The sequence below is a fragment of the Pectobacterium polonicum genome (assembly GCF_005497185.1).
GTDB lineage: Bacteria > Pseudomonadota > Gammaproteobacteria > Enterobacterales > Enterobacteriaceae > Pectobacterium > Pectobacterium polonicum.
In genome coordinates, this window is sequence record NZ_RJTN01000002.1 from 319,533 (window position 1) to 345,904 (window position 26,372).

At 53.0% G+C, this 26,372-nt stretch carries 22 protein-coding genes; 12 read left to right on the plus strand and 10 right to left on the minus strand.

Translation table 11 applies throughout. From position 1 onward, the window contains the following. Window position 1: 1 nt before the first annotated feature. Complete coding sequence (locus EDI29_RS03820; protein WP_137739794.1) at window positions 2-1,267, minus strand: 4-aminobutyrate--2-oxoglutarate transaminase; 1,266 nt, start codon at window positions 1,265-1,267, stop codon at window positions 2-4. Window positions 1,268-1,405: 138 nt separating this feature from the next. On the opposite strand from EDI29_RS03820, the gene pdxR reads away from it, so the two are divergent. Then, window positions 1,406-2,899, plus strand: coding sequence for a MocR-like pyridoxine biosynthesis transcription factor PdxR (pdxR, locus tag EDI29_RS03825; RefSeq protein ID WP_137739795.1), 1,494 nt, complete (start codon window positions 1,406-1,408; stop codon window positions 2,897-2,899). Between the two features lie 191 nt (window positions 2,900-3,090). Further along, window positions 3,091-4,185 (plus strand): ABC transporter ATP-binding protein, encoded by a 1,095-nt coding sequence (locus tag EDI29_RS03830; protein ID WP_137739796.1) that lies wholly within the window; start codon window positions 3,091-3,093, stop codon window positions 4,183-4,185. Between the two features lie 82 nt (window positions 4,186-4,267). Here the strand turns inward: EDI29_RS03830 and EDI29_RS03835 are convergent, their stop codons facing one another. Continuing rightward, window positions 4,268-4,516 (minus strand): GlsB/YeaQ/YmgE family stress response membrane protein, encoded by a 249-nt coding sequence (locus EDI29_RS03835; RefSeq protein ID WP_010300843.1) that lies wholly within the window; start codon window positions 4,514-4,516, stop codon window positions 4,268-4,270. Between the two features lie 325 nt (window positions 4,517-4,841). Between EDI29_RS03835 and EDI29_RS03840 the strand changes: the two genes are divergently transcribed. Next, window positions 4,842-5,516: a hypothetical protein gene (locus EDI29_RS03840; RefSeq protein WP_193555634.1), complete on the plus strand. Its 675-nt coding sequence runs from the start codon at window positions 4,842-4,844 to the stop codon at window positions 5,514-5,516. Continuing rightward, window positions 5,506-5,775 (plus strand): hypothetical protein, encoded by a 270-nt coding sequence (locus EDI29_RS03845; protein ID WP_241664885.1) that lies wholly within the window; start codon window positions 5,506-5,508, stop codon window positions 5,773-5,775. The genes EDI29_RS03840 and EDI29_RS03845 overlap by 11 nt, the downstream gene beginning before the upstream one ends. A gap of 112 nt (window positions 5,776-5,887) precedes the next feature. Here the strand turns inward: EDI29_RS03845 and EDI29_RS03850 are convergent, their stop codons facing one another. Then, window positions 5,888-6,511, minus strand: coding sequence for a helix-turn-helix transcriptional regulator (locus EDI29_RS03850; RefSeq protein WP_137739798.1), 624 nt, complete (start codon window positions 6,509-6,511; stop codon window positions 5,888-5,890). A gap of 295 nt (window positions 6,512-6,806) precedes the next feature. On the opposite strand from EDI29_RS03850, the gene EDI29_RS03855 reads away from it, so the two are divergent. From EDI29_RS03855 to EDI29_RS03865, 3 genes are read left to right on the plus strand one after another with little or no spacing between them, the layout of a single operon-like run. Further along, window positions 6,807-7,781 carry a threo-3-hydroxy-L-aspartate ammonia-lyase gene (locus EDI29_RS03855; protein ID WP_137739799.1) on the plus strand — a complete coding sequence of 325 codons (975 nt, stop codon included), beginning with the start codon at window positions 6,807-6,809 and terminating at the stop codon, window positions 7,779-7,781. A 10-nt stretch (window positions 7,782-7,791) separates the two neighbouring features. Continuing rightward, complete coding sequence (locus tag EDI29_RS03860; protein ID WP_137739800.1) at window positions 7,792-8,733, plus strand: ornithine cyclodeaminase family protein; 942 nt, start codon at window positions 7,792-7,794, stop codon at window positions 8,731-8,733. Then, entirely contained in the window at window positions 8,730-9,872 is a 1,143-nt protein-coding gene (locus EDI29_RS03865; protein WP_137739801.1) for a DSD1 family PLP-dependent enzyme, read from the plus strand. Before EDI29_RS03860 ends, EDI29_RS03865 begins: the two co-directional genes overlap by 4 nt. Window positions 9,873-9,975: 103 nt before the next feature. Here EDI29_RS03865 and EDI29_RS03870 read toward each other — a convergent pair whose 3' ends face one another. Both EDI29_RS03870 and EDI29_RS03875 read right to left on the minus strand, forming a co-directional pair. Beyond that, the gene (locus EDI29_RS03870) at window positions 9,976-10,452 is read right to left on the minus strand and encodes an OsmC family protein (RefSeq protein WP_137739802.1); all 477 of its coding nucleotides are present in this window, start codon (window positions 10,450-10,452) and stop codon (window positions 9,976-9,978) included. 3 nt (window positions 10,453-10,455) lie between these two features. After that, a complete protein-coding gene (locus EDI29_RS03875) occupies window positions 10,456-10,977 on the minus strand; it encodes a MarR family winged helix-turn-helix transcriptional regulator (RefSeq protein WP_137739803.1) in 522 nt (173 codons plus the stop codon). Between the two features lie 62 nt (window positions 10,978-11,039). Between EDI29_RS03875 and EDI29_RS03880 the strand changes: the two genes are divergently transcribed. Further along, window positions 11,040-11,912, plus strand: coding sequence for an EamA family transporter (locus EDI29_RS03880; RefSeq protein WP_137739804.1), 873 nt, complete (start codon window positions 11,040-11,042; stop codon window positions 11,910-11,912). 100 nt (window positions 11,913-12,012) lie between these two features. On the opposite strand, the gene narI is transcribed toward EDI29_RS03880, so the two are convergent. The 5 genes from narI to EDI29_RS03905 form a co-directional block, all read right to left on the minus strand. After that, complete coding sequence (gene narI / locus EDI29_RS03885) at window positions 12,013-12,702, minus strand: respiratory nitrate reductase subunit gamma (RefSeq protein WP_137739805.1); 690 nt, start codon at window positions 12,700-12,702, stop codon at window positions 12,013-12,015. Continuing rightward, window positions 12,702-13,421: a nitrate reductase molybdenum cofactor assembly chaperone gene (narJ, locus tag EDI29_RS03890; protein ID WP_137739806.1), complete on the minus strand. Its 720-nt coding sequence runs from the start codon at window positions 13,419-13,421 to the stop codon at window positions 12,702-12,704. Before narJ ends, narI begins: the two co-directional genes overlap by 1 nt. Then, window positions 13,414-14,994, minus strand: a complete 1,581-nt coding sequence (gene narH / locus EDI29_RS03895; RefSeq protein ID WP_137739807.1) for a nitrate reductase subunit beta — start codon at window positions 14,992-14,994, stop codon at window positions 13,414-13,416. The genes narJ and narH overlap by 8 nt, the downstream gene beginning before the upstream one ends. Beyond that, window positions 14,994-18,755 (minus strand): nitrate reductase subunit alpha, encoded by a 3,762-nt coding sequence (locus EDI29_RS03900; RefSeq protein WP_137739808.1) that lies wholly within the window; start codon window positions 18,753-18,755, stop codon window positions 14,994-14,996. Before EDI29_RS03900 ends, narH begins: the two co-directional genes overlap by 1 nt. Window positions 18,756-19,235: 480 nt before the next feature. Continuing rightward, a complete protein-coding gene (locus EDI29_RS03905) occupies window positions 19,236-20,624 on the minus strand; it encodes a NarK family nitrate/nitrite MFS transporter (RefSeq protein ID WP_137739809.1) in 1,389 nt (462 codons plus the stop codon). A 336-nt stretch (window positions 20,625-20,960) separates the two neighbouring features. Here EDI29_RS03905 and narX point away from each other — a divergent pair, with 336 nt between their 5' ends. The 4 genes from narX to EDI29_RS03925 all read left to right on the plus strand — a co-directional run bounded on the left by narX (window position 20,961) and on the right by EDI29_RS03925 (window position 26,307). Then, the gene (gene narX / locus EDI29_RS03910) at window positions 20,961-22,769 is read left to right on the plus strand and encodes a nitrate/nitrite two-component system sensor histidine kinase NarX (RefSeq protein ID WP_193555638.1); all 1,809 of its coding nucleotides are present in this window, start codon (window positions 20,961-20,963) and stop codon (window positions 22,767-22,769) included. After that, a complete protein-coding gene (narL, locus tag EDI29_RS03915; protein WP_010276892.1) occupies window positions 22,762-23,412 on the plus strand; it encodes a two-component system response regulator NarL in 651 nt (216 codons plus the stop codon). The genes narX and narL overlap by 8 nt, the downstream gene beginning before the upstream one ends. A gap of 284 nt (window positions 23,413-23,696) precedes the next feature. Then, on the plus strand, window positions 23,697-24,971 hold the full coding sequence (locus EDI29_RS03920; protein WP_137739811.1) for an acyltransferase family protein: 1,275 nt from the start codon (window positions 23,697-23,699) through the stop codon (window positions 24,969-24,971). A 295-nt stretch (window positions 24,972-25,266) separates the two neighbouring features. Continuing rightward, window positions 25,267-26,307, plus strand: a complete 1,041-nt coding sequence (locus EDI29_RS03925) for a DUF481 domain-containing protein (protein ID WP_137739812.1) — start codon at window positions 25,267-25,269, stop codon at window positions 26,305-26,307. Window positions 26,308-26,372 lie beyond the last annotated feature (65 nt).

The window sequence follows — 26,372 nt, forward strand, 5'->3', positions numbered from 1 at the left end:
TCTATTGTGTTAATACGCGCGTCAGGATGTTCATCGCCTTGCTGAACTGCTCATCAGGAACCGTCAGCGGATACAGGAAACGAATCACGTTGCCATGTACACCGCAGGTCAGCAGCAGCAAGCCCGCGTCTAACGCGCTTTTCTGAAATTGGCGAGTAATCTCTGCCGAGGGTTTACCCGTGTTCGGATCGCTAAATTCAGCCGCGACCATCGATCCTTGTGCTCGAATCGCCACCAGTGCCGGACACTGCGCTTTCACTTTTTCCAGCGTTTCGACCAACGCAGCACCCAGCCGCTGTGCCCGTTGGCACAATTTTTCTTCTTCAATCACATCCAATACCGCCAGTGCTGAAGCAACCGACAGCGGGTTGCCCGCATAGGTACCACCCAAGCCACCAGGCGATGGCGCATCCATCACCTCAGCACGGCCGACCACGCCAGAAATCGGGAAACCGCCGCCCAGGCTTTTCGCCATGGTGATCAGATCCGCTTTCTCAGTATAATACTCCATCGCAAACAGTTTACCGGTACGGGCAAAGCCGGTCTGCACCTCATCGGCAATCAGCAGAATGCCATGCTCATCGCACAGCTCGCGCAACCCGCTGATAAAGGCAGGAGGCGCGACGTGAAATCCGCCTTCGCCCTGTACCGGTTCCAAAATAATCGCGGCGACCTGATCGGCAGCGATGTCGGTATGCATCAAACGTTCGACGCTTTCCAGTGCCTGTTCAACGGTGATGCCACTCTTTTCATTCGGGTAAAGCGCGTGAAAAATGGAACCAGGGAACGGGCCAAATCCCGTTGAGTACGGAGCCACTTTGCCCGTCAGCGTCATGGTCAGTAACGTGCGGCCATGAAACGCCGCGTTGAAGGCGATCACGCCGGGGCGTTTGGTGTAAGCACGGGCGATCTTCACCGCGTTTTCCACCGCTTCGGCTCCGGTGGTAAAGAACGTGGTTTTTGCCGCGCCTTGAATGGGTGCCAACGCGTTAATACGCTCAGCCAGCGTAACGTAGCTGCCGTAAGGTACAATCTGATAGGCAGTATGGGTAAAGCGATTCAGCTGTTCGCGCACCGCGGCGACAATTTTCGGGTGACGATGCCCGGTGTTCAGTACCGCAATCCCGGCAGCGAAATCGATAAACTCTCGCCCTTCAACATCCCATAGGGTGCTGTTTTCCGCACGCTCAGCATAGAAATCACACATGACGCCCACACCACGCGGCGTGGCGGCCAGACGGCGTTGATTCAGTTCGCTATTCTTCATGATCGGCTCCGGTATCCTAAACACATCTGTTAGTCGTTGAATGATGACTGTTAGTGTAGTTGCAAGATGATGATGTCATTTAGACGCGAGATGGTTCTATAATCCAGTGCCATTTTTGAATATTTGAAGGGTCCACTTTTGCGCTCACTCCTGACCGACTTATTGCTTCAGCGTTTGGCCAACCAGCAAATTGGTGCGCTAAACAAGCGTTTGTACGACAGCATTCGGCTGGCGATTCTCGATGGTGCCATTACCGCTGGCGAGCGCTTGCCGTCGTCACGCGATCTGGCGCAGCAGCTGTCGCTGTCACGCAATACTGTGCTGACGGCTTACGAGCAGCTACTGGCAGAAGGCTATATTGACGCACGCAAAGGAAGCGGGACCTTCGTCACGGAACAGTTACCCGATGGCAATATGCTACCGGTGAACAGCAGTAGTGCGGGGGAAATACGAGAGCCTAAACATGAGCTTTCGCGCCGCGGCATGCATCTGCTGGGTTATGCAGGGGCTTCCATTCGCCAATGGGGGGCATTTATGCCCGGTATTCCTGATATCGCCAGCTTCCCACATGATTTATGGCGGCGGATTCAGACGCGTCTGACACGGCGCGTTCGTCCTGAACAACTTTCTTACTCGCCCATTGGTGGCTGCCCCGAACTCCAGTTGGCGCTGGTAGATTACCTACGTGTCGCCCGTTCCGTCGAGTGTACGCCGGAACAGGTTCTGATTACCGAAGGCACCCATCAGGCAATGGATCTGCTGGCTAAAATGCTGTGCAACCCCGGCGATTTGGCATGGATTGAAGATCCCTGCTACTGGGGGATTCGTAATGTCCTGACGATTAACGGCCTGCGCGTTGCTCCTATTGATGTCGATGAACAGGGTCTGGCACCGCCAGAAACGCTTTCGCCCGATACCGCACCGCGTTTGATTTGCGTGACACCGTCACATCAATATCCGCTGGGCGCGGTGATGAGTCTGGCACGCCGCCAACGATTGCTGGCACTGGCGCAGGAGCACGGCTGCTGGGTGGTGGAAGACGATTATGACAGCGAATTCCGCTTTTCCGGCAGCCCGATCCCCGCGCTACAAGGACTCCAGTCGCAATCCCCGGTGATCTACATCGGTACATTCAGTAAAACGCTCTACCCCGGCCTGCGCGTCAGCTACATGGTGTTGCCACCGCTGCTGGCACAGTCGCTAAAGACGGCGCACTCCGAGCTCTACCGCGGCGGACACTGGCTAACACAGGCAACGCTTGCGCAGTTTATCCGCGAAGGCCACTACGCCGCGCATATCCGCCGCATGCGTTTGCTGTATGCCAAACGGCGCGCGTTATTGACATCGCTGATCGAACAGCATTTGGGAACGGATTACATCGGGGACAATAGCAACGCCGGCCTGCATATGCTGCTTAGCCTGCCGCCCCACATTGATGATGTCGTGCTAAGCGCTACGATCCTGCGCCGTGGCGTGATGGTGAAACCGCTTTCCAGCTACTATCTGCAACCGACGCAGCAGCGCGGTTTATTGCTGGGCTACGCCAGCGTCGAGGAGCCTCAAATGGAACAGGCTTTTTCCGTGATTGTGGCATGTCTTAAAGCACTGGATACCCACCATTCAGACGTCTGACAGTTCTCATTTTCATTCGAGCCAATTCGCACCATTACGGTGCCATTTACCCCTGTGCGCCCCATGGCAGCGCATCCATTGTGATGATCAACCGCATTTTAGCGCACTACCGCGCGGTATTTTCTGCTCGCTAAGCATCCGGCATGGTTTATGCATTCTTATGAATAACAGTGACTGCCGGAGAGTGAAAAATGAGAAATTATGTCAGCTTCAGGAATGTTCAGAAGACCTACGACGGCGATCGCCTGATCGTTAAAAACCTCAATCTGGATATCCGTGAAGGTGAATTTCTGACCCTGCTCGGGCCTTCCGGCTTGGGAAAAACCACCAGTTTGATGATGCTCGCCGGGTTTGAAACCCCGACGCAGGGGGAAATTCTGCTGCGCGACGCCCCACTGCACCATCTTCCCCCGCATCAGCGTGACATCGGCATGGTATTTCAGAACTACGCCCTGTTCCCACACATGACCGTGGCGGAAAATCTGGCGTTTCCACTCTCCATCCGCCGCCTGAACCGTGCCGATATCAAAGAGAAAGTGGATCGGGTATTGGATCGCGTGAAGCTCACCAGCCTGGCCGATCGCTACCCCGCCCAGATGTCCGGCGGTCAGCAGCAGCGTGTCGCGCTGGCTCGTGCGCTGGTCTTCGAACCGAAATTGGTACTGATGGATGAACCGCTGGGCGCGCTGGATAAGCAACTGCGTGAACATATGCAACTGGAAATTAAAGAGTTGCATCAATCGCTGGAATTGACCGTGGTATACGTCACCCATGACCAGAGCGAAGCGATGACCATGTCCAACCGCGTTGCCGTGTTTAACGACGGTGTGATTCAGCAGATGGATAGCCCGAGCGATATCTACGAAAAACCGGAGAACGCCTTTGTGGCGCAGTTTATCGGCGAAAACAATACGCTGCTCGCCACCCGCGCCGAGGCCGAAGGCGCGTTCTATCGGGCAACGCTGGACGACGGCACCTCGCTACGCGCACTGAAAGTCCGCCCCAGCTCGCCGGGTCGTAAAATCACACTCTGCATCCGCCCGGAACGTATTCACGTCAACGCGGCTCATACCGACGACACAATGCAGCATGTCAAAGCCCGCATTCAGCAGTTCATCTATCTTGGCGATCACGTCAGGATGATGACGGAAGTCGCCGGTCAGCCGCAGTTTATGGTGAAACTCCCCGCCAGCGAGATTCAACCACACTGGAAAACGGGCACTGAGGTCAATCTATCGTGGCAACCGGAGCACCTGCGCGCGCTGGATAGCATCATCACGCATTAATCGTGACGCGCTGACAGCATCAAGGTACAACTCAGGCAGGAAATAAACATGTTGCCCCTGAACAGGGGCAACGGATATAGCACTAGTCTCGAATCTTGCGGTATACCCACAGCACGACAATCGCGCCGACAACCGCTACCACAAAGCTGCCGAAATTAAAGCCATCAACCCGGCCGAACCCAAAGAAAACGCTGATATAGCCGCCCACAACCGCACCGACAATCCCGAGCAACACCGTCAGGATAAAACCGCCGCCGTCTTTACCGGGCATAATCCACTTAGCCAGAATCCCCGCAATCAAGCCAAAAATAATCCAGGACAGAATACCCATACCTACTCCTCGCGTTTTCGTTTCACCACACCCACACTTTGCCACTCATCGGCAAATCGGGCCGTTAAGCAAGTATAGGTTAGGATTGGGGAAGTTGTTGGTTGAGCACTTTATGATGCAGCACTGCGCATCACTCACTGAAGAATACAAAAATTCGCTCATCGATACTCAGGGCCACAGTGCTTAGGGGAAAATAATTTCGATAGCGATCTCAACTTCATTAATAAAAAACCAATTAACCATAAAATATCTTATTTTCAATATATTAAATGGATTCATCCGATTAGGATAAATTATTGAATCGATCTCAACACCGGAGAGGGAAATGCCGGATGCACTATATATTTTAGATGCTGGTGTAAGAGCGCTAGCATCTACAAATGAGATATTGGGCCTTGCAGACAAGGATTTTCGTGTTGCGCAATTGACTGCTATGGATTTGGAGTGGTGTATTGCCCATACACGAAATACTATTAATATCCATCAGCTCCCTTGGGCTCAAAACGGTGGAGTATTAGAAAATCCAGATACTTTTAACTTCAGTTTTAAACTCTTGGATACAGAAGACAGGCCCGCAGCCGCTTGCATGTGTAGCTTTTGCCCGCGAACTGAATGGGCAGAAAATGGAGAACACTTCGACGAGGGCCCAACGCTAAATGTTGAAATGTTACAAAACTTTCATCTGCGTGATTCTGAACTGGATGGGAATACCCTAAAGTATGCGCTCTACGCCGTACTATTTTTCATAGTAGAGACAGAGTGTACCGGGGTCCGTTTAATCGAACCTATTAATGATATCGTGGCTAACTATTATTTAGCTCAGGGTTTTGAAGATATAACGGGAGGTAGCAAAGCGATCCTGTGGCGATCTTCTGGAAATCTTCTTCAGTGGTTTAGTGAAGAAATTCAGTTAGCAAACAACGACATTGAAGGTGAGTATTTTTTAGGCGATAATGAATTTAACGAGAGCGAATTTGATGGAGGGGAAAATGGCAACTAAAAGAAAAAAAACTTATGCTTCGCCTCTAACTCAAAATCACCATGACATTGATTTTGATGAAGATCAAGCTGGGCTGATTCATAATAACGGTGTAAAATACACACAGGAAGCTCTTGCCCACATAACGCCGCGCGGGAAATGCATTACCGCTACTAAAGAAGAGGTTTTTTCTATCATATTAGCCTCCGCTAGAAGAACCAAGCGCCAGAAAGACCCTATAATTGAGGCAATTGGTTCAATTTATAAACCCACTAAATAATGTCTACTGGTCGCATGTATGTCTTTATTTGCGGCCATTTTACTTAAAAAATCAGACCATCATCACATCGGCAATTTAGCGCATCAAAGTTATCTGGCATTAATCACCATCCCTACTCCTTCGCATACAAATACACCGAAGCCCGTGATACCCCAAGATGCTGTGCAATGGTTTCCATGGATTTTTTGACTTCCAGCAGGCCGTTGTCTTTCAGTTCCTGAAGCAGGATTTTTCTGTCCTGCGCTTTTAGCGCCCGTGGCGTGGTGGCAAGCCGGGCGGCGAAGTGATCGATGTGTTGTCTGATCGCCGCGGCACCGTTTGGTTCTAAATGCTCCGTTACGGAGTCGGAAGCGATCTGGGTGAACTGCGCCAGCGCATTCTGCATGCCACGAAATAGCGTCATATCAACATTCAGGCACAGCGCGGCGACATAGTCGCCTTGCGCATTTTTGATGCCGACTGAAGTGCTTTTTACCGGACGTCCATCAGCAAACTGGTTGGCGTAGTTCGCCAAAATATTAGGAAATTCAGGCGAGGCGATACGGGCAAGACCCAGCTCCGTTGCAGGTGCCCCCACCTCTCTGCCGGATAGATTATTGTGAATGGAAAGTATCGCGTGTTCTGGGTTCTTCAGATCGTGCACGACCACTTCACAGAATGGCGCAAACGTCTCACTTAGCCCTTTAGCAATAGCATCTAACTGCGTCAGCAGCAGATCTTCTCCAGATGCAGACATATTACTCTCCAAATACTCATACCGACGCAAGTGCGTTTTCTGGCGCTGAGTGTACTGTAAGTAAATCTGCTTTAGTACCACACGCAGTTTCTTCATTTTTCTCGCTTTGCTGCGTGAAAGGTGTGCATTTCTCACTTTTCCAGCAACACACGGCACGTCTCACCTAAGCTGAGAATCTAAAGATAAATCAAATTAGACAATTTATCTAATTTTATATATTTTGTTTATTACGCATTCGACAGCATCGAGGTCACAGCCTCGGTATTCACAATCACTACTAGCAGGTGATCCAGATATGAGCGACTTACGTCTCCCAACCTTCGACGATGTGGTAGCCGCAGCGAAACGTATTGCTGGCTATGCCAATAAAACGCCAGTGATGACATCGCGCACGGTCAATGACCTATTCGGTGCCGAGATCTTTTTCAAGTGTGAAAACTTCCAGCGCATGGGCGCATTCAAATTTCGCGGTGCCATGAACGCACTGTTGCAGTTCTCGGACGAGCAGAAAGCCGCAGGCGTCGTTACTTTTTCTTCCGGTAACCATGCACAGGCTATTGCCCTGGCCGCCAAATTACTCGGCATTCCCGCAACGATTGTCATGCCACACGATGCCCCGGCGGCAAAGGTCGCCGCCACGCGCGGCTATGGCGGGAACGTGGTGGAATACAACCGATATACCGAAGATCGTGAGCAGATCGGTAGAGATCTGGCCGAAAAACGGGGTCTGACGCTCATTCCTCCTTACGACCACCCGCACGTTATTGCTGGGCAAGGCACCGCCGCGAAAGAGCTACTGGAAGAAACCGGTGAGTTGGACGCCCTATTCGTCTGTTTAGGCGGCGGCGGATTGTTGGCGGGCTCTGCACTTTCTGCTCGTCAGTTGTCTCCACAGTGTAAAATTTATGGCGTCGAGCCTCTCGCGGGCAACGACGGACAGCAATCTTTCCGCAGCGGCAACATTGTGCATATCGATACGCCCAAAACCATCGCCGATGGCGCACAAACCCAGCATCTCGGCAATTATACCTTCCCTCTGATTCACCAAAACGTCGACGATATTCTGACCGTAACGGATGACGACCTGATTGATGCCATGCGATTTTACGCTGAGCGTATGAAGATCGTCGTTGAGCCGACCGGGTGCCTCAGCTTTGCGGCAGCGCGCAACCTCAGGGAATCGCTGCGCGGTAAACGCATCGGTATCATTATCAGCGGCGGGAATGTCGATATCAGCCGCTACGGCGCATTTCTGACCGGTAGCGCTTGAGGAAAAAACGATGATCTTTATTTCTGAAACGGAATCAGCGGAACTCATCAACCATGAGCTGGCTTATGACGCCGTGCGTGAAGCCCTGCTCGCCGCCAGCGAACCGGAAGCACGCAGTTTTCCGGTGGTACACGGGCAAGGCTCCAATCCGGTCAACACCTTCAGCATCAAGGCTTCAGCAACCAGTGAACTCGCGGGACTAAAAGTCGGTTCGTTCTGGCCGGGAAACCCCGCTAATGGACTGCCCCGCCATAATTCCCTTATTCTGCTGTTCGATCAGCAAATCGGGAAAATGACTGCGGCCATAGAAGCCGGAAAAGTTAACGCCTTTCGTACCGCTGCCGCCGATGCCGTCGCCGCCGATTTACTGGCAAGACCCGATGCCGCAGTGCTGACCGTGTTCGGAACCGGTCACCAGGCCCGCTATGAATGCGCCGCGCTGGCAAGAATACGCCCCATTCGTACCGTGCTGATTGTCGGGCGTGATAACAGCAAATCCGCAGAAATGGCACAAGAACTCAAAGCTATTGGGCTGGATGCACAAGTCAGCGATGCCGAAAGCGCGTGCCGCGCCGCAGATATTATCGTGACTGCAACGCCATCGCGCATGCCGCTGTTTAATGCCGAATGGATTAAAGCAGGAACGCACGTCGTCAGCATGGGATCGGACGCCGTTGGCAAGCAGGAATTACCGCCGGAATTGTTCATCGCTGGCCGCCTGTTTTGCGACCTGCCTTCCCAATCCAGAACCATCGGTGAATTCCAACACGCGCCAGGCCATGTGGCGCTGACCGCCATCGGCGATGTAATCAGCGAGAACACCGCGGGACGACAGACGCCGGATGACATCACCATTTTTGATAGTTCTGGCTTGTCCATTCAGGACTTATATATCGGTCAACGCATTCTTGCCGCCTGGCAGACAGCGAAACAAAATGGAGACATGCAATGAGTAACGTCGAGTGGCTTAACACGCTGGAAACGCCCTTTTTGCTGATTGATGAGTTCCGCTTTCAACGCAATATCGATAGGCTTTATCAGCGTACGGAAAATCTGGGCAGCCAGGTTCGCCCACATCTCAAAACGCTACGCTCGATTGAAGCGGGTCGCTATTTGCTCAAAGATTTCGCCTCACCCGCAACCGTTTCGACACTAGCAGAAGCGGAGGCCTTTGCCGCAGCCGGTTATACCAACCTGCTCTACGCTGTCGGGATCGCCCCGCACAAGCTGCCGCGTATTGCCAACTTAATCCGTAAAGGCGTGAATATTCATATTCTGCTGGATAGTGCAGTACAGGCACGGTCGGTGGCCGATTATGCACGCGCCAATAGCGTGATATTTTCGGTGTTTATTGAGATTGACTGCGACGGGCATCGTGGCGGTATTCCGCCAGAAAGCGATGCGCTGCTTGAGCTAGCGAAGCAGATCGACGGCAACGGCGCGACGCTCACCGGCCTACTGACTCATGCCGGGGAATCGTACGCCTGCCGCACGGACGAGGCGATCAGGGCGGCGGCGCGTGCCGAATGCGCAGCCATCAACACCGCAGGACAACGTGTGCGAGCGCTGGGAATTGCCTGCCCTGTGCTCAGCGTGGGTGCCACACCGACGGCGCACTTTGCTGAAGACTTAACTGGCGTTACCGAGGTCAGGGCGGGCGTATTCACCACGTTCGATCTGGTGATGAAAAATGTCGGCGTCTGCTCGCTGGATGATATCGCCCTGTCGGTCGTTAGCACCGTGATTGGACACAACCGCGAAAAAGGTTGGGTATTTATCGACGCAGGCTGGATGGCGCTCTCTCGCGATCGCGGTACGGCCTCTCAGGCGAAAGATTACGGTTACGGGCTAGTTTGCGACCGGTATGGCAGCCCTTACCACGACCTCTGCGTAACCATCACCAATCAAGAACACGGCATCATCACGCTACCCGCCGGCCGTGGATTTTCGGTCGATCATTTCCCCGTCGGCACCCGACTGCGGATATTGCCTAACCACGCCTGTGCGACGGCCGCTATGCACCAACACTATCAAGTACTGAAATCACACAGGAGTGAGCAAGAGACCTGGCAGCGTATTACCGGCTGGTAATGGCATGCCAAACGGCATCTGCTGCACCGTCCGACCAGAACAGGCCGGGCGGTGATTTTTGTGTCACACACGTCTATATCGGTGCGTCGTCAATCCGTTAGGCTCAATTGTTCGTCCCTAACGTCAGCTCGCAGTTCACCGGGAAATTCACCGAGTGCGCAATGTAGCAGGCATCATGCGCCAGCTCGTGCAGCGTAGCATATTGTTCGGCAGTAGGCTGTTTTTCGCCGCTGAATGTGACCTGTGGATGTAGCGTGACATCGAGCATCGCCATTTTTCCCGCCGCATTCACGCCCATTGTTCCCACCGCGTGATCCTGATAATCATCCACGCAAAACCGCTTTTTGGCTGCAATCGACAGAAACCACAGCATATGACAGCTGGACAGAGAGGCCACCAAAGCCTCTTCAGGATCGACTGCATCCTCCCGCGAAAAAGGCAGCGGAACGACATGGGGCGACGATGAGGCGCGCAGCGTAATACCGCCGTCAAACTGCCATTGATGCAGTCGGCTGTAGCGGTTATCGATAAAATCTTGCCCATCACGCTGCCAACTGATTGAAGCACGGTATTCAGACATGGATCAGTTCCCTTTGTTATGACTTTCCAACGCGCGTAACAGCGTAGCGAGATTGGCATCAAGTGCAGCCAGCACATCCGTAGATAACGCAGATAGCACCTGCCGCTCGTTCTCAATATGCGCCTCAACGGCGCGATTAATTAGCTCAAGCCCCGTGCTGGTAAGTTGAACGAGCGTACTACGCGCATCCTGTTCGTTCTGCACGCGCTCAATAAATCCTCGGATTTCAAGACGTTTGAGCCGATGGGTCATGGTGCCTGACGTTACCATCAACGTGGAGAACAAATCAGTCGGACTAAGGCAGTACGGCGCACCCGCACGACGCAGCGTAGCCAGCATATCAAACTCCCAACTGCTCAGATCGAATTTGGAAAAGCAGGATTCCAGACGCTGATCCATAAGCACAGCACAGCGTCTGAGCCGTCCAATCGGCCCCATCGGGCTGGCATCCAAATCGGGTCGCTCACGCCGCCACTGTTCAAGAATGACATCTACCGCATCGTGCTCGCTGGTTTGATTTTTCATTTATCTTGACTTCAAGGTAATTATTCAACACTATCATAGTATCTTGAATTAAAGGTAAAGTCATGAACACTACATCCTCACCACACTATTGGCGTGACGTCATACTCACGGCGCTGGCTCCCGCGATTTGGGGCTCCACTTATATTGTGACATCAGAACTCCTGCCGCCGGATCGCCCCTTCACCGCGGCACTTATCCGCGTGCTGCCTGCGGGCCTGTTGCTGCTCTTATTCACTCGCCGCTTCCCCGCCCGGCGAGACTGGTGGCGCGTGCTTGTGCTCGGCGCTTTGAATATCGGCGTCTTTCAGGCACTGCTGTTTGTCGCAGCTTATCGCTTGCCTGGTGGGCTGGCGGCAGTCCTCGGCGCGATCCAACCGCTGCTGGTGATGGTGTTGGTCTGGGCAGTGGATCATCGCGCGCCCAGACTGGCGACACTGTGGTCGGCGATAATCGGTGTGGTCGGCATGGCTATTTTACTGCTGTCACCGCAGACGACATTTGAGCCCGTGGGCGTTGCGGCCGCACTGCTGGGCGCGGTCTGTATGGCGACGGGAGTCTGGTTAACACGTCGCTGGCAACTTGATTTACCCGTGCTGCCACTGACCGGCTGGCAACTCTTCCTCGGCGGATTGATGCTGGCTCCCGTTGCATGGGTAGTCGATGCGCCTCTGCCTGCGTTAACGCTGTCGCAATACGCCGCCTATATCTATCTCTGCTTGGCTGGTGCTGTGATCTCTTATGGGCTGTGGTTTCGTGGCATAACCCGTTTGCCGACAATTGCCGTTGCGTCATTGGGGTTACTGAGCCCGCTAACCGCCGTGGTGCTAGGCTGGGTGTTACTTTCCCAGTCGATGACGGGAACCGCATTCTTAGGTTTGGCGATCGTACTAGCCAGCGTCTTCGCCGTACAATGGACGACGTCACGAAGCAAATAATCGATTGAACTGCCAATGGTGAGTGCTGTTGGCGGGGAAAAATGAAAAGGAATAACGTAAAACGGCGGCGTTATGATAACGCCGCCGTTTTCTATCATATCTAGCGGCGGTTACGTACAAGCTGGTAGCGACGAGTCAGATATTCGACCGGTGCGCTCCAAATGTGAACCAAGCGGCAGAACGGAAACAGGACGAACAGCGTCAGTCCCAACACGATGTGCAGTTTGAAGATCAGTGCGACCCCCACCAGATGTGCAGACGCACCACCTTGGAAGTACGCCACGCTCTGTGCCCAACCGACCAACTTCAGCATTTCACTGCCGTCCATATGCTGTGCAGAGAACGGGATGGTCAGTACCCCCAAACCCGCCTGAATCACCAGCAAAGACAGAATGAGAATGTCGCCAACGCTGGACGTGGCACGAATACGTGGATTAGTCAGACGGCGCTTTAATAGCAGCGCACCACCGACAAACGTCAGCAGACCTGCCGCACCACCGCCGAACATCGCCATTTTCTGTTTTACATCCATTGGCAGGAAGGCTTCGTACATCCAGTGTGGCGTCAACATACCGAGGAAGTGCCCGGCAAATACGCCCAGAATCCCCAGATGGAACAGGTTAGACGCCAGACGCATCCCTTTCTTATCCAGCATTTGGCTAGAACCTGCGCGCCAGCTGTACTGGCCGTAGTCATAACGCAGCCAACTGCCAATCAGGAAAATCGCCATCGCCAGGTAAGGATAGATGTCAAAAAAGAACACATTAAAATAATTCGTGATTGCACTCATTAGCGTTGCCCTCCCGCCGATGTCGCGTCAAGATTCAGATATTGCGGCACCACCGCGCCAGCAAAGCGGCGTTGGTGTTGCGTTTGTTGGGCCGATGCGCAGCCTTCTTCACCGAGAAACTTAATCTGTTCCTCTTCCCACACCGCATCCAGCGCCTGTGGCGTGTCGTCACGCGCTTCGTCAGCCACCGAATGTGTGACGTCGTCACTTTTCAGGTCGCTGCCAGACAGTGTCAACAGCAGATCGAACAGTACGGCATAGCTGCTGTCACGCTGCTGCAAACGCGCTCCAATCAGCGCCAGAATCGGCGCGATGTCGATCAAACCCGCACGACCCTGCGCGGGTTCCAGACGAGAAAGGTACTCAAGATACAGCGGCAGGTAGTCCGGCAGCTCACGGCAATCCAGCGCCAATCCGGCATCCTGATATTGCTGCATGAGATCGACCATCGCCTGACCACGGTCACGAGACTCACCGTGAACGTGTTCGAACAGCAGCAGTGACGTCGCCCGACCGCGGTCAAACAGGCCACTATACTCCGCCTGTTTGTCCAGCAGATCCTGCGCACACAGCGTGTTGATGAACTGCATGAGTTGATGACCCTCACGCAGCGGTAAAGCGTCAGCCTGCTCTACAGCTTCGATCAGCTCAGCTCTATTTTCCCACAGCTCGCTATCGGGATAGTCCAGCAGGCGGGCAATAATCCGCAGGCTAATCATGGTTCGTCTCCCGCATGATTTTGCTGTTCATGTCGCGCGTTTTGTTGCTGACATCAATGGCATCAATACGCTTGCTGTTGAACAGGTTGAATTTGGTATCGCTACCGTGGCAACCATCGCCGAAGCTGAAGCCGCAACCTTTGCTTTCTGGGAAGGCTTCGCGCGCCAGTTCACGATGGCTTGACGGGATCACGAAACGATCTTCGTAGTTAGCAATCGCCAGATAGCGGTACATTTCCTGCGCCTGCGCCTCAGTCAGCCCAACCTGCTCCAGCGCGCTGGTATCGATTTTGCCTTCTACGGTTTCTGCACGTTTGTAGTGACGCATCGCCAGCATACGTTTCAGCGCCAGCAATACGGGTTCGGTATCGCCTGCGGTCAGCAGGTTCGCCAGATATTGCACCGGGATACGCAGGCTTTCGACATCCGGCAATACGCCAGTGTGCGCCAATTGACCCGCGTCTGCGGCAGACTGAATCGGTGACAACGGCGGCACGTACCACACCATCGGCAGCGTGCGGTATTCTGGGTGCAGCGGCAGCGCCAGCTTCCAGTCCATCGCCATTTTGTAAACTGGTGACTTCTGTGCCGCTTCAATCACGCTGTTTGGAATGCCATCTTTCAGCGCTTGCTCAATGACTTTCGGGTCGTGTGGATCAAGGAACACATCCAGTTGGCTCTGGTACAGATCTTTCTCATTTTCCACCGAGGCCGCTTGCTCGATGCGATCGGCATCATAGAGCAGCACGCCCAGATAGCGGATACGTCCGACGCAGGTTTCTGAACACAGCGTCGGCTGACCGCTTTCAATACGCGGGTAGCAGAAAATACATTTCTCTGATTTGCCGCTCTTCCAGTTGAAGTAGATTTTCTTGTACGGACAACCGGTCAAGCACATACGCCAGCCGCGACACTTGTCCTGATCGATCAGGACGATGCCGTCTTCGCCGCGTTTGTAGATCGCGCCGCTCGGACAGGTTGCCACACACGCTGGATTTAGGCAGTGCTCGCACAGACGCGGCAGATACATCATGAACGTGTTTTCGAACTGGCCGTACATCTCTTTCTGCATTTCGTTGAAATGGACAGGATCGAAGTTCTTATCCTTAGAGCGTTTACTGAATTCACCACCCAGATCGTCTTCCCAGTTCGGGCCGGTTTCGATTTTCTTCATCCGCTGACCGGTAATCAGCGAGCGCGGACGCGCAACCGGCTGATGCTTACCTTCCGGCGCTTTACGCAGGTTCTGATAGTCGTAGTCGAACGGTTCATAGTAGTCGTCGATTTCCGGCACATCAGGGTTAGCAAAAATTTTGGACAACACGCTGATGCGGTTACCCATCCGCGGTTCGAGCTTGCCGCTGATTTTACGTATCCAGCCGCCCTTCCACTTTTCCTGATCTTCCCAGGCATGGGGATAACCCACGCCCGGTTTGGTTTCGACGTTGTTGAACCAGGCGTATTCCATCCCTTCACGGCTGGTCCAGACGTTTTTACAGCTAACGGAGCAGGTGTGACAGCCGATGCATTTGTCCAGATTCAGCACCATGCCCACTTGTGAACGAATTTTCATCAGGCTTTCTCCTGCTGTACCGCTTTCTGAACATAGTCCTGGCCTTCATCATCCAGCCAGTCGATGCGTTTCATTTTACGAACCACGACAAACTCATCGCGGTTTGACCCGACGGTGCCGTAGTAGTTAAAACCATAAGCCAGTTGGGCGTAGCCGCCGATCATATGGGTCGGTTTCGGCGTGATACGGGTCACCGAGTTGTGAATACCGCCGCGCTGCTGAGTAATTTCCGATCCCGGCAGGTTAATAATGCGTTCCTGCGCGTGGTACATCATGGTCATTCCCGCAGGCACACGCTGGCTGACAACCGCACGCGCCGTCAGCGCACCGTTGGCGTTAAACGCTTCTACCCAGTCGTTATCCGCAATACCCAAATCGCTGGCATCGTCTTCACTCAGCCAGATAATCGGACCACCGCGCCCCAGCGTCAGCATCAACAAGTTGTCGCTGTACGTGGAGTGAATGCCCCATTTCTGGTGTGGCGTCAGGAAGTTCAGCGGTTTTTCCGGGTTGCCGTTAGGCTTCTTATTCATCACCGGCTCAGCCGCACGGGTATCAACCGGCGGACGGTACACCAGCAGGCTTTCACCGAAGGCACGCATCCACTCATGGTCTTGATACAGCTGTTGGCGACCGGACAGCGTACGCCACGGGATCAGCTCATGAACGTTGGTATAACAGGCGTTATAAGAGACGTGTTCGTCTTCCAAACCAGACCAGGTCGGGCTGGAGATGATCTTGCGCGGCTGCGCCTGAATATCGCGGAAGCGAATTTTCTCGTCTTCTTTATTCAACGCCAGATGCGTGTGGTCACGACCGGTGAATTTGCTCAGCGCTTCCCACGCCTTCACGGCCACCTGCCCGTTGGTTTCCGGGGCCAGAGACAGAATCACTTCTGCCGCATCGATCGCCGTTTCAATCTTCGGACGACCCGCCGCCGCACCGTCAGCCTTGGTGTAGTTCAGTTTTTTCAGGAAATCGACTTCGGTCTGTGTGTTCCAGCCGATGCCTTTACCGCCGTTGCCCAGCTTGTCCATCAACGGACCGAGCGAGGTGAAACGTTCGTACAGGTTCGGGTAATCGCGCTCCACCATCATCAGGTGGGGTGCCGTTTTGCCCGGAATCAGATCGCACTCGCCTTTTTTCCAGTCATCCACGCCGAACGGCTGCGCCATTTCTGCCGGGGAGTCATGCTGAATCGGCAACGTAACCAGATCGGTTTCCTGACCAAGGTGTCCCTGACAGACGCGGGAGAAGGTTTTCGCGATGCCTTTGTAGATTTCCCAGTCGCTTTTGGAATCCCACGCCGGATCGACAGCCGCAGACAGCGGATGAATAAACGGATGCATATCCGAAGTATTCATGTCGTCTTTTTCGTACCAGGTTGCCGTTGGCAGAACGATGTCGGAGTACAGGCAGGTACTGGACATACGAAAATCAAGCGTTACCACCAGATCCAACTTGCCTTCAACGCCTTGATCGCGCCATTCCACCTCTTCCGGCTTCACGCTGCCCGCCGTACCCAGATCTTGTCCTTGAATACCGTGCTCCGTACCCAGCAGGTACTTCAGCATGTATTCGTGGCCTTTACCGGAGGAACCCAGCAGGTTAGAACGCCAGATGAACAGGTTGCGCGGGTAGTTTTGCGGGCTATCCGGCTGTTCAGCGGCAAATTTGATTTCACCTGATTTCAACGCGGCAACGGTATATTCCTGCGGCGTGACACCAGCGGCACGCGCTTTTTCTGCGATATCCAGCGGGTTAACGTTCAACTGCGGTGCAGATGGCAGCCAGCCCATACGTTCGGCACGCACGTTGAAGTCAATCATGCTGCCAGTAAAGCGGGATTTATCCGCCAGCGGTGACAACAATTCCTGCGGCGCGACGGTTTCATAACGCCACTGGCTGGAATGGTTATAGAAGAACGACGTACTGTTCATGTGACGAGGCGGACGCTGCCAGTCCAGACCAAACGCCAGCGGCGTCCAACCGGTTTGCGGACGCAGTTTTTCTTGTCCGACATAGTGCGCCCAACCACCACCGCTCTGACCGACACAGCCGCAGAAAATCAGCATGTTGATAATGCCGCGGTAGTTCATGTCCATGTGATACCAGTGGTTGATACCGGCACCGACGATGATCATCGAACGACCGTGCGTTTTATCGGCGTTATCCGCGAATTCACGTGCAATACGGATGATGTTCTGACGAGAAACGCCAGTGATTTTCTCAGCCCAGGCTGGGCTATACGCTTTCACATCGTCGTAATCGCGCGCACAGTTGTCGTCGCCCAGACCACGATCCAGGCCGTAGTTCGCCATGGTCAGGTCATACACGCAGGCCACCAGCGCTTCGCTACCGTCAGCCAGCGTCAAACGCTTAACCGGCAGTTTGTGCAGCAGGATTTCTTCTAGCGCAACGTTGTTGAAATGTTCACTGACCGCGCCGCCAAAATACGGGAAGCCGACATCAACCACATCGTCGTGCGACCCCAGCAGGCTCAAGCGCAGCTTCACTTCTTCACCGCTCACGCCGTCGCGCTGTTCCAGATTCCATTTGCCCTGATCGCCCCAACGGTAGCCGATCGATCCTTGCGGCGCCGTCAGGTTGCCGCTTTCATCGTCAATCGCGATGGTTTTCCACTGCGGGTTATTGTCTTGGCCGAGGTTGTCCACCAGATCGGAGGCACGCAGCATACGGCCTGCCGCGTAGTAACCGTCTTCACGCGGTTCCAGCAGCACCAGCATCGGTAAATCTGTGTATTGACGAACATACTCGCTGAAATACTGGCTCGGTTTGTCGAGGTGGAACTCTTTCAGAATAACGTGGCCCATTGCCAGCGCCATCGCGCTGTCGGTGCCTTGTTTCGGGTTCAGCCAATGGTCGCACAGCTTGGCGATTTCAGCGTAGTCCGGCGTCACCGCAACGGTTTTGGTGCCTTTGTAGCGAACTTCCGTAAAGAAGTGGGCATCTGGCGTACGGGTTTGCGGAACGTTAGAGCCCCAGGCAATGATGTAAGAGGAGTTATACCAGTCTGCCGATTCCGGTACGTCAGTCTGCTCACCCCAGGTCATCGGTGACGCCGGTGGCAAGTCACAGTACCAGTCATAGAAGCTCAGGCACACGCCGCCGAGCAGAGAAAGGTAACGCGCACCGGCCGCGTAGGACACCATCGACATCGCAGGAATCGGTGAGAAGCCGATAACGCGGTCTGGGCCATAGGTTTTGGCGGTGTAAACGTTAGAGGCAGCGATCAGCTCGTTAACTTCATTCCAGTCAGAACGAACGAAACCACCACGGCCACGAATTTGTTTGTAGTATTTGGTTTTTTCGGGGTCATTGACGATGGATGCCCAGGCATCAACCGGATCGCTGTGCGTCAGTTTCGCTTCACGCCACAGCTTCATCAGGCGTTTACGCATCATCGGGTATTTCAGGCGGTTGGCGCTGTACAGATACCAGGAGTAGCTGGCGCCGCGCGGGCAGCCGCGAGGTTCATGGTTAGGCAGGTCCGGGCGGGTACGCGGGTAGTCAGTCTGCTGCGTTTCCCACGTCACCAGACCGTTTTTCACATAAATCTTCCAGCTACATGAACCGGTACAGTTTACCCCGTGGGTAGAACGTACGATTTTGTCATGCTGCCAGCGACTGCGATAGCCGTCTTCCCAGTCACGATTGGTATTGAGGGTCTGGCCATGACCATCAGAAAACGGTTCGGCCAGTTGTTTGAAGTAATGTAACCGGTCAAGGAATTTGCTCATCCGGACTCTCCTGCTGCGAAGCCTGCTGGCCCCTGTCGTTATGAAATGCTCGTAGCAGACATCTGTTTTTGCTGACGACACATCGCTCAAATTGGCGCTAGGGTATCCAGCAACCGCGTCGCCAAACTTGATAACGATCAAGAGTGTCCCCCGGTAAAAAACGGAGTACATCACCATCTACCACCAAAGAATTATTATGCAAAAAACACATAAATAAATGATTTTAAAGGATAAAAATAAAACCACTGATTTTGTGTTTATACTGAATTCATACACACGACTATTTAGAGGTAGTAGTCGGGAGGCGACGAAAAATCGTGCAGATTCAGTAAAGGGGGTAGCTGGATGCAGCGCAAAAAAAACGCCTCCCCGAAAAGGAGGAGGCGCTGAGAAACGGACACCGAACGTTCTGATGATTACTCCCCGAACGTTATAGAGAAATTCCGTCGGCGAGAGGAATCCGCTTTTCTTTCTGGCGAATCAGCTTTTCTTTCTGGCATAAAACAACCAGGTCACCAGAATGCACACCACGTAGCACACCACAAACACTTTCATGGCGCCGGTGGGTGAACCGGTCAACTCAAGCGACATCCCGAAAGCTTGCGGGATGAAGAAGCCGCCGATCGCGCCAATGGCCGAAATGAAGCCCAGCGCCGCAGCGGTATCTGTAGCGGCAGAACTCTGTGCATCCGCATCGCTGCCACCCTGTGCTTTAACCCGGTCTCCCGTTAATTTACGGAAAATCACGGCAATCATCTGGAACGTTGACCCACTCCCCAAACCCGCCGTCAGGAACAACATCATGAAGATGCCAAAGAACATCCCGAATGAACCGGCAGAGTTCGCACTCGGCAAAGACAGGAACAGTAACACCGAGAAAATCGCCATCAGGATGAAGTTAATCAGCGTGACTTTCACACCGCCAAAGCGATCGGACAGCATTCCGCCAACCGGACGCGCCAGCGCCCCCAACAGCGGCCCGAAGAACGCGTAGTACAGAATAACAATGTCGGGAAACTGCGTTCTCGACAGCATACCGAAACCTGCCGAAAAACCGATAAATGAGCCAAAGGTGGACAGATACAGGAAGCTGAGTACCCACAGGTGCATTTGCTTCAACACCGGTAACTGCTTGCGTATCGACGCATTGGCCGTCGACAGATCGTTCATGCCAAACCAGGCAGCCGTTGCAGCAATAACCAGAAACGGTACCCACATCCACGCGGCGTGGTGCAGCCAAATTTGGTTACCGTCTGGCTGAACAACGCCATTACCGGAAAAGCCCAGAATCGGCAGAAAAATCACCACCGGCACCAGCAACTGCATCACACTCACGCCGAGGTTGCCCAATCCGCCGTTAATACCTAATGCACTGCCCTGACGTGATTTGGGGAAGAAGAAACTGATGTTCGCCATGCTGGACGCGAAATTCGCCCCCGCGAAACCACACATCAGGGAAATCGTAACGAAAATGCTGTAAGGCGTTTGCGGATTCTGTACGGCAAACCCAAGCCAAATACACGGGATAACCAGAATAATGGTACTTAACGTCGTCCACCGGCGGCCGCCAACCATGGGGATAACGAAGGAGTAAGGGACACGCAACAGCGCACCGGAAACGGAAGGCAGCGCGGTAAGCAAAAAGAGCTGGTCTGTGGTAAAACTAAATCCGACCTTGTTTAAGTTAACGGCCACGGTGCTGAAAATCATCCAGACACAAAACGACAACAGCAGGCACGGTACGGAGATCCAAAGATTACGCTGTGCTATCCGTTGTCCACCAGATTGCCATAATTTTGCATCTTCAGGATTCCATTCCCTTATCAGCGTGCTTTGCGATACTTTTTCGGGTGATGAAGGCTGCGTCATAAAAACCTCGATAAATAAAAACGCGGTAGAATTAAGGCGCAACATTAGGGATTACACAGCAGGTAAAGTTGATGCAAATCAACGCGCTGTCAGGTAAAAAAACCGGGTAAAAATAACCACACTCCTTAATGAGTAATAAAAATAGAAAAATAAGCATCGATAATTCAATCTGTTATATCTCTCTTTTTTCTTACTGCCATATCCCCTTTCAAGACATGGATATTCGGTGGTACTCACTAGTGGGTATAGGGTTATCATGTAGGATCGGGAAAAATGCCAAAAGGGTTATCCTTCTCGGTACTGGTTTTCTACTCCTCCAGCAGAGGTCGCTTTATTATGTTGAAACGTTTCCTGCTGCCGCTGTCGCTCGTCAATCAGGTTGCACTGTTGATGCTGCTACTCGGTTTGTTGGGTATTGCAGGCATGTCGGTTTCCAGTTGGATGTCACAAAGCATCCAAGGGAATGCGCACGCCATTAATAAAGCAGGCTCGCTGCGTATGCAAAGCTACCGGTTGCTATCGATGGTGCCACTCTCTGCCGAGAATCAAATTTATCTGCAAGAACTGGAAGAAGACGAAATCAGTAGCGACCTTCAGCAGGCGGTGCGCCGGGAAGGGCTTAGTGAACAATTCACTGCGCTGCGCGTTTTCTGGCTGGAGAGCCTGCAACCGCATCTGCGGCAGGCGACGCACTCTGCCGATGCCGCGCCGGATGTCGCTCGTTTCGTGAAACAATTAGACGATCTGGTTTCCGCTATCGATCATAAAACCGAGCAGCGGTTAATGATGGTCACGCTGGTGCAGCGTATCTTCATCGGCATCATGTTTATCCTGCTGGTTACCACGTTCTTTTATCTACGTCGCCGCTTGCTGACACCGTGGCGGCGTCTGGTTTCGATGGCGCAGGCTATCGGACAGGGTGACTTCACCCAACGCGTCACCATCAACGGGCATGATGAAATGAGCACGCTGGGACAGGTGTTGAACAGCATGTCGGATGAGCTTTCCGCCATGTACCACAGTCTGGAACAGCGAGTGATAGAGAAAACCGCCGATCTGCAACAGAAGAACGATCTGCTTTCTTTCCTTTATCGCGCCAGCCGACGCCTACATACCGGTGCGCCGCTGTGTAGTCGGCTGATGCCGATCTTGAACGAATTACCTTCATTAACGCCGCTGCGCAATATTCAACTACGGCTGTATGAAGATAACAATCAAGAACAGTTTCACCAGTTTAGCGATTGCAACCAATTACAACCGGACCACTGCCCGGATAACAGCTGTCAGAGCTGCGGTATGCAGGCAAAACGTGAAGAATTGCCGGGTGAACCTCACTGTTGGGATCTCCACGATAAACACGGGCAATACGGTGTTGTGCTGGCCACCTTGCCGGGTAATACCACATTAAGTCGCGATCAGAATCAGTTGCTGAATACCTTATTAGAGCAGTTGACCAGTACACTGGCGTTAGAACGACAGTCCAACCATCAGCAGCAGTTGATGCTGATGGAAGAACGCGCCACCATTGCCCGCGAACTACACGACTCTATCGCACAATCCCTCTCCTGCCTGAAAATTCAGGTGAGCTGCCTGCAAATGCAGGGCGGCGATTTGCCCCCAGCTTCCCAGCAGTTGCTGACGGAAATGCGGGAAGAGTTGAACACCGCCTACCGCCAACTGCGTGAACTGTTGACCACCTTCCGGCTGAAACTTTCTGAGTCTGGCTTACTTGCCGCGCTGCGGGCATCGGTCGATGAATTCGGCAAGCGGTTAGGGTATCCCATCGAACTGCATTACCATTTGCCACCACAGTCGGTCTCTGCTCATCAAGGCATTCACGTTCTACAAATTGTGCGTGAAGCACTGAGCAATATTTATAAACACGCGCAGGCCACGCAGGTCGATATCACGCTGCAACTACGTCAGGGTTGTATCGAACTTAGCGTGACAGATAACGGCATCGGCATTCCCGATGATGCCAGCCGCGCCAACCACTATGGACTGATTATCATGCGCGACCGTGCACGAGGTTTGCACGGCGAATGCATTGTTCGACGCCGGCCACTGGGGGGGACTGAAGTCAATGTCAGTTTCCTCTCCGAATACCGTCACCGGCTACCATTAACAGGAGAAACACATGATTAACGAAGACGCCGCCACCCTACTGCTGATTGATGACCATCCCATGTTGCGCAATGGCGTTAAACAACTCATCAGTATGGACCCAGAATTACAGGTGGCCGGTGAAGCCAGTCACGGCGAACAGGGTGTCGAACTCGCGGAACAGTTGGACCCGGATTTGATTTTGCTCGATTTGAATATGCCCGGCATGAATGGTCTGGAAACGCTAAATCGCCTGCGGGAAAAGTCACTGTCCGGCCGTATTGTCGTCTTTAGCGTATCTAACCATGAAGACGATGTGGTCAATGCATTAAAGAATGGTGCCGATGGTTACCTGCTGAAAGATATGGAGCCGGAAGATTTATTAGCCGCGCTGCATCAGGCGGCATCTGGGAAAATGGTGCTGAGTGAAACGTTGACCCCAATTTTGGCCGCCAGCCTGCGTGAAAGTCGCCACAGCAGTGACCGGGATATTCAGCAACTCACGCCACGCGAACGCGATATTCTGAAATTGCTGGCTCAGGGACTCTCCAATAAAGTGATTGCCCGTAAGCTCACCATTACGGAAAGTACCGTGAAAGTTCACGTCAAACACCTGTTGAAGAAAATGAAGCTCAAATCGCGCGTTGAAGCGGCAGTCTGGGTATTGCAAGAAAAAGTCATTTAATCAAATCGTAACAAAATTATTTAATCAAAGTGTAAAACCGGCAGTTATGATCAGCGGTAAGGATAAGGCGCCCAGGCGCCCCTCCCATCGAGATTATCCTCGCGCGAGCGAGGATGCAGCAGAAGTTGGTGGAAATACCACCACCATTCTACCAAATTAAACGGTTGCTAAACGATACCGGCATTTATAGCCATTATCCTAATTAATGTGACGTTGCTCTCGTCTAAACTAGTTTGTAATCGCATTTTTAAGCTTTTACACCGAGTTTAACGTTGAGGAACAACATGAAGAAGGTCAGTAAGGAGCGATTTATCGGCCTGGAATGGTTACGATTTTTGCTCGGCTGCTACGTGATGATTTATCACACGGTTCACATCTACCCCCAGCGTGAGCGCATCCCTTTTTTGAGCGAACTCACGAGTATGGGGTTCTTCGCCACCAGCACGTTCTTTGTCCTGTCTGGTTTTTTGCTCGCGCATGTCTACATTAAGGACGGGCGTCTGCGCGAACCTGTTCGCCAGTTCTGGGCTAAACGCTTCTTTAATCTTTACCCTATCCATATCATCGCCCTGTTGTCTTCTATTGCCGTCGTCACGCTCATGCAGTGGCTGGCGGTGCCGCCGGAAGGACAAGTCGCCAGTGCGCGGTTCGTCATTTATGACACCAACGACCCCGCTGCCGACCCCGAAACGCTGCGCCATTACATGACGAATGCACAACTGGCGTTCAACGGGTTATTGCAGGTACTGATGTTGCAGGCATGGAATCCTTACTTCCTGACCTTCAATGCCCCGTTATGGTCGCTTTCTACGCTGTTCTTTTTCTATCTGGCATTTCCGCTGTTGGCTCCGCGTCTGTTGAACAGCCGTCATCCGTGGCTGTGGATGGGCATCGTCTGCTTGCTGTATCTGCTACCGCCGATTTGGGTGATCTGGCAGCAGCAGTTCGGCATGCCGTACACCGGACTGTTGCAACGTGGGCCGATCTTCCGTTTGCCGGAATTTCTGGCCGGGATTTTAGGCTATGCGCTGTTCCGTCATTATCGCCAGAAAGATCGCTCACCGTTAAGCAAGGGCCAGCGCTACAGCGTTGCCCTGTTTATCGCTATAAACTTCCTCGTGGCGACCTGGCTATTCACGAAAGGTGATGCTTATTGGTACTTTCTGCTGCACAACGGTTTGCTGTTGCCAGCTCAGGTTGGTTTAGTGTGTCTCAGTGCACTGGCGCGTGAGCCTAACAGCGAGTGGCTGCGGCATTGGTCACCACGACTGGGGGCTGCATCGCTCTCCATCTTTGCGCTACATGTTCCGCTCTTCAATCTGTTCCGCACGTTGGAACAGCTGATACGCGGTAATCCAATGGCCTGTTTCAGCGATTGGGACCAGTGTATTGCCGCTGCCGGTCAAGTACAGTTGTCCATGACGGGCTACATCATTTTCCTGCTCAGCACCGTGACGCTATGCGTTCTCTTCCAGGAACGAATTGTGTTCCGCGTAAGGACGTTCCTGACCTCACGTTTCCTTAGCAGCAATACATCACGCACGCAGCGTACCGCGTAGCACAATCATCGCACACGCTCTCTGGCCTGAAACACGCAGGGCCAGAGATCCCCCCCACATCGGCGTCCTCTGCCACCGCTAAAAATGTGACAGACATCGCGTTATAGCGGTTAATCATCAATAGCAACTTTTATAACTATTTACATTCTAATCAATTATCGTTTTCGGGTAGAGCATCACTCAGATTCCTGTTAATGTTTGCCGTTCCGGGCTAAACCGGTTCGTTATCAACGGCTGCACGTCTTCGTCTCTGACGGACGTCTCACTACATGTCACCACGGTTTATTTGGCAATAATGACACTATCCAAACACGCAATTTCTTCCCTCAGCTTGGTCATCGCCCTCTCCGCAGGCATTACGCAAAGCCACGCTGACACCATTTGGCTGAACAATGGCGACAAGGTCACAGGGAAAATCACGCTGCTTGACGGCGGCAAACTCTTTGTCAACACCGACTATGCAGGCTCCATCTCGGTAGCCTGGGATCAGGTGAAAACCTTTGAAAGCGATCATGGCCTGGTGATTCAGGGTGAACGCTACGAGAAAGGCGTACTGTACCCAGCGGTGAAAGCCGGTGAGAACCGCGCCATCGTCGCGAGCCCATCGCTGGCTAACGAAGCAACTGGTCCGCAAACATTGCCGCTTTCTGAGATCACCTCCATCGTGGCACAGAAGCCGCTGGTGACCGATTTCGCCTGGAAAGGCAACATCGATGCTGGCATGTCGCACAAGAAAAGCTCGACAGAAACCGATAATTACGATGTGACGCTGAACACCAAAGCGCGTCACGATACGTGGCGACACAACCTTGATGCCAGCTATCATTTGGCAAAAGAGGATAAAGTCGAGAGCACCAAGAATGCGGCTGGCGAATATGCGCTGGATAAATTCGTGGATGAAAACTGGTTCTGGCAGGGCCGTTATCAGTACAAACGTGACTGGATTGAAAGCATTAAAATCAACCGCTCTTTCGGTCTCGGTCCTGGTTATCAGTTCTGGGATAACGACTTAGGCGCGTTCTCACTGACGTCGCTGGTCAACTCCCAAACCTTCGTGTACCGCGATCAGGGCGATGATGACTTCTACTCTGGCGCGATAAAGTGGGCGTACAACCGCTATTTGTTCAGCAAAAACGTTGAAGCCTTCACCAACGGTGAATTGGGACGTTCATTTGACGGCACGGCACCCATCTATCTGAAAGCGGATGCAGGCCTGCGCTTCAAGCTAACTGACTGGTCTTCTATGACCATGAAAGTATCACGTACCCGTATCGAAAGTAATCAGGGGAATGTTGACGACACGCTGTACACCATGGGTGTTGGCGTCGGCTGGTAATACCGTCACTTCCACATCGTTTCACGGTGAATGGCGAACTCGTCGTTCACCGTGAATTTCTCCAC

Excerpts from the sequence above, each read along its gene's own strand:
- EDI29_RS03905 (WP_137739809.1), bottom strand. The coding sequence starts at position 20,624 with ATGACGCAGCCTTCATCACCCGAAAAAGTATCGCAAAGCACGCTGATA.
- narX (WP_193555638.1), top strand. The coding sequence starts at position 20,961 with ATGTTGAAACGTTTCCTGCTGCCGCTGTCGCTCGTCAATCAGGTTGCA.
- EDI29_RS03875 (WP_137739803.1), bottom strand. The coding sequence starts at position 10,977 with ATGAAAAATCAAACCAGCGAGCACGATGCGGTAGATGTCATTCTTGAA.
- EDI29_RS03830 (WP_137739796.1), top strand. The coding sequence starts at position 3,091 with ATGAGAAATTATGTCAGCTTCAGGAATGTTCAGAAGACCTACGACGGC.
- EDI29_RS03925 (WP_137739812.1), top strand. The coding sequence starts at position 25,267 with ATGACACTATCCAAACACGCAATTTCTTCCCTCAGCTTGGTCATCGCC.
- EDI29_RS03840 (WP_193555634.1), top strand. The coding sequence starts at position 4,842 with ATGCCGGATGCACTATATATTTTAGATGCTGGTGTAAGAGCGCTAGCA.
- EDI29_RS03860 (WP_137739800.1), top strand. The coding sequence starts at position 7,792 with ATGATCTTTATTTCTGAAACGGAATCAGCGGAACTCATCAACCATGAG.
- EDI29_RS03850 (WP_137739798.1), bottom strand. The coding sequence starts at position 6,511 with ATGTCTGCATCTGGAGAAGATCTGCTGCTGACGCAGTTAGATGCTATT.
- narH (WP_137739807.1), bottom strand. The coding sequence starts at position 14,994 with ATGAAAATTCGTTCACAAGTGGGCATGGTGCTGAATCTGGACAAATGC.
- narJ (WP_137739806.1), bottom strand. The coding sequence starts at position 13,421 with ATGATTAGCCTGCGGATTATTGCCCGCCTGCTGGACTATCCCGATAGC.
- EDI29_RS03845 (WP_241664885.1), top strand. The coding sequence starts at position 5,506 with ATGGCAACTAAAAGAAAAAAAACTTATGCTTCGCCTCTAACTCAAAAT.
- narI (WP_137739805.1), bottom strand. The coding sequence starts at position 12,702 with ATGAGTGCAATCACGAATTATTTTAATGTGTTCTTTTTTGACATCTAT.
- EDI29_RS03855 (WP_137739799.1), top strand. The coding sequence starts at position 6,807 with ATGAGCGACTTACGTCTCCCAACCTTCGACGATGTGGTAGCCGCAGCG.
- EDI29_RS03820 (WP_137739794.1), bottom strand. The coding sequence starts at position 1,267 with ATGAAGAATAGCGAACTGAATCAACGCCGTCTGGCCGCCACGCCGCGT.
- EDI29_RS03880 (WP_137739804.1), top strand. The coding sequence starts at position 11,040 with ATGAACACTACATCCTCACCACACTATTGGCGTGACGTCATACTCACG.
- EDI29_RS03920 (WP_137739811.1), top strand. The coding sequence starts at position 23,697 with ATGAAGAAGGTCAGTAAGGAGCGATTTATCGGCCTGGAATGGTTACGA.
- narL (WP_010276892.1), top strand. The coding sequence starts at position 22,762 with ATGATTAACGAAGACGCCGCCACCCTACTGCTGATTGATGACCATCCC.
- EDI29_RS03865 (WP_137739801.1), top strand. The coding sequence starts at position 8,730 with ATGAGTAACGTCGAGTGGCTTAACACGCTGGAAACGCCCTTTTTGCTG.
- EDI29_RS03835 (WP_010300843.1), bottom strand. The coding sequence starts at position 4,516 with ATGGGTATTCTGTCCTGGATTATTTTTGGCTTGATTGCGGGGATTCTG.
- EDI29_RS03900 (WP_137739808.1), bottom strand. The coding sequence starts at position 18,755 with ATGAGCAAATTCCTTGACCGGTTACATTACTTCAAACAACTGGCCGAA.
- EDI29_RS03870 (WP_137739802.1), bottom strand. The coding sequence starts at position 10,452 with ATGTCTGAATACCGTGCTTCAATCAGTTGGCAGCGTGATGGGCAAGAT.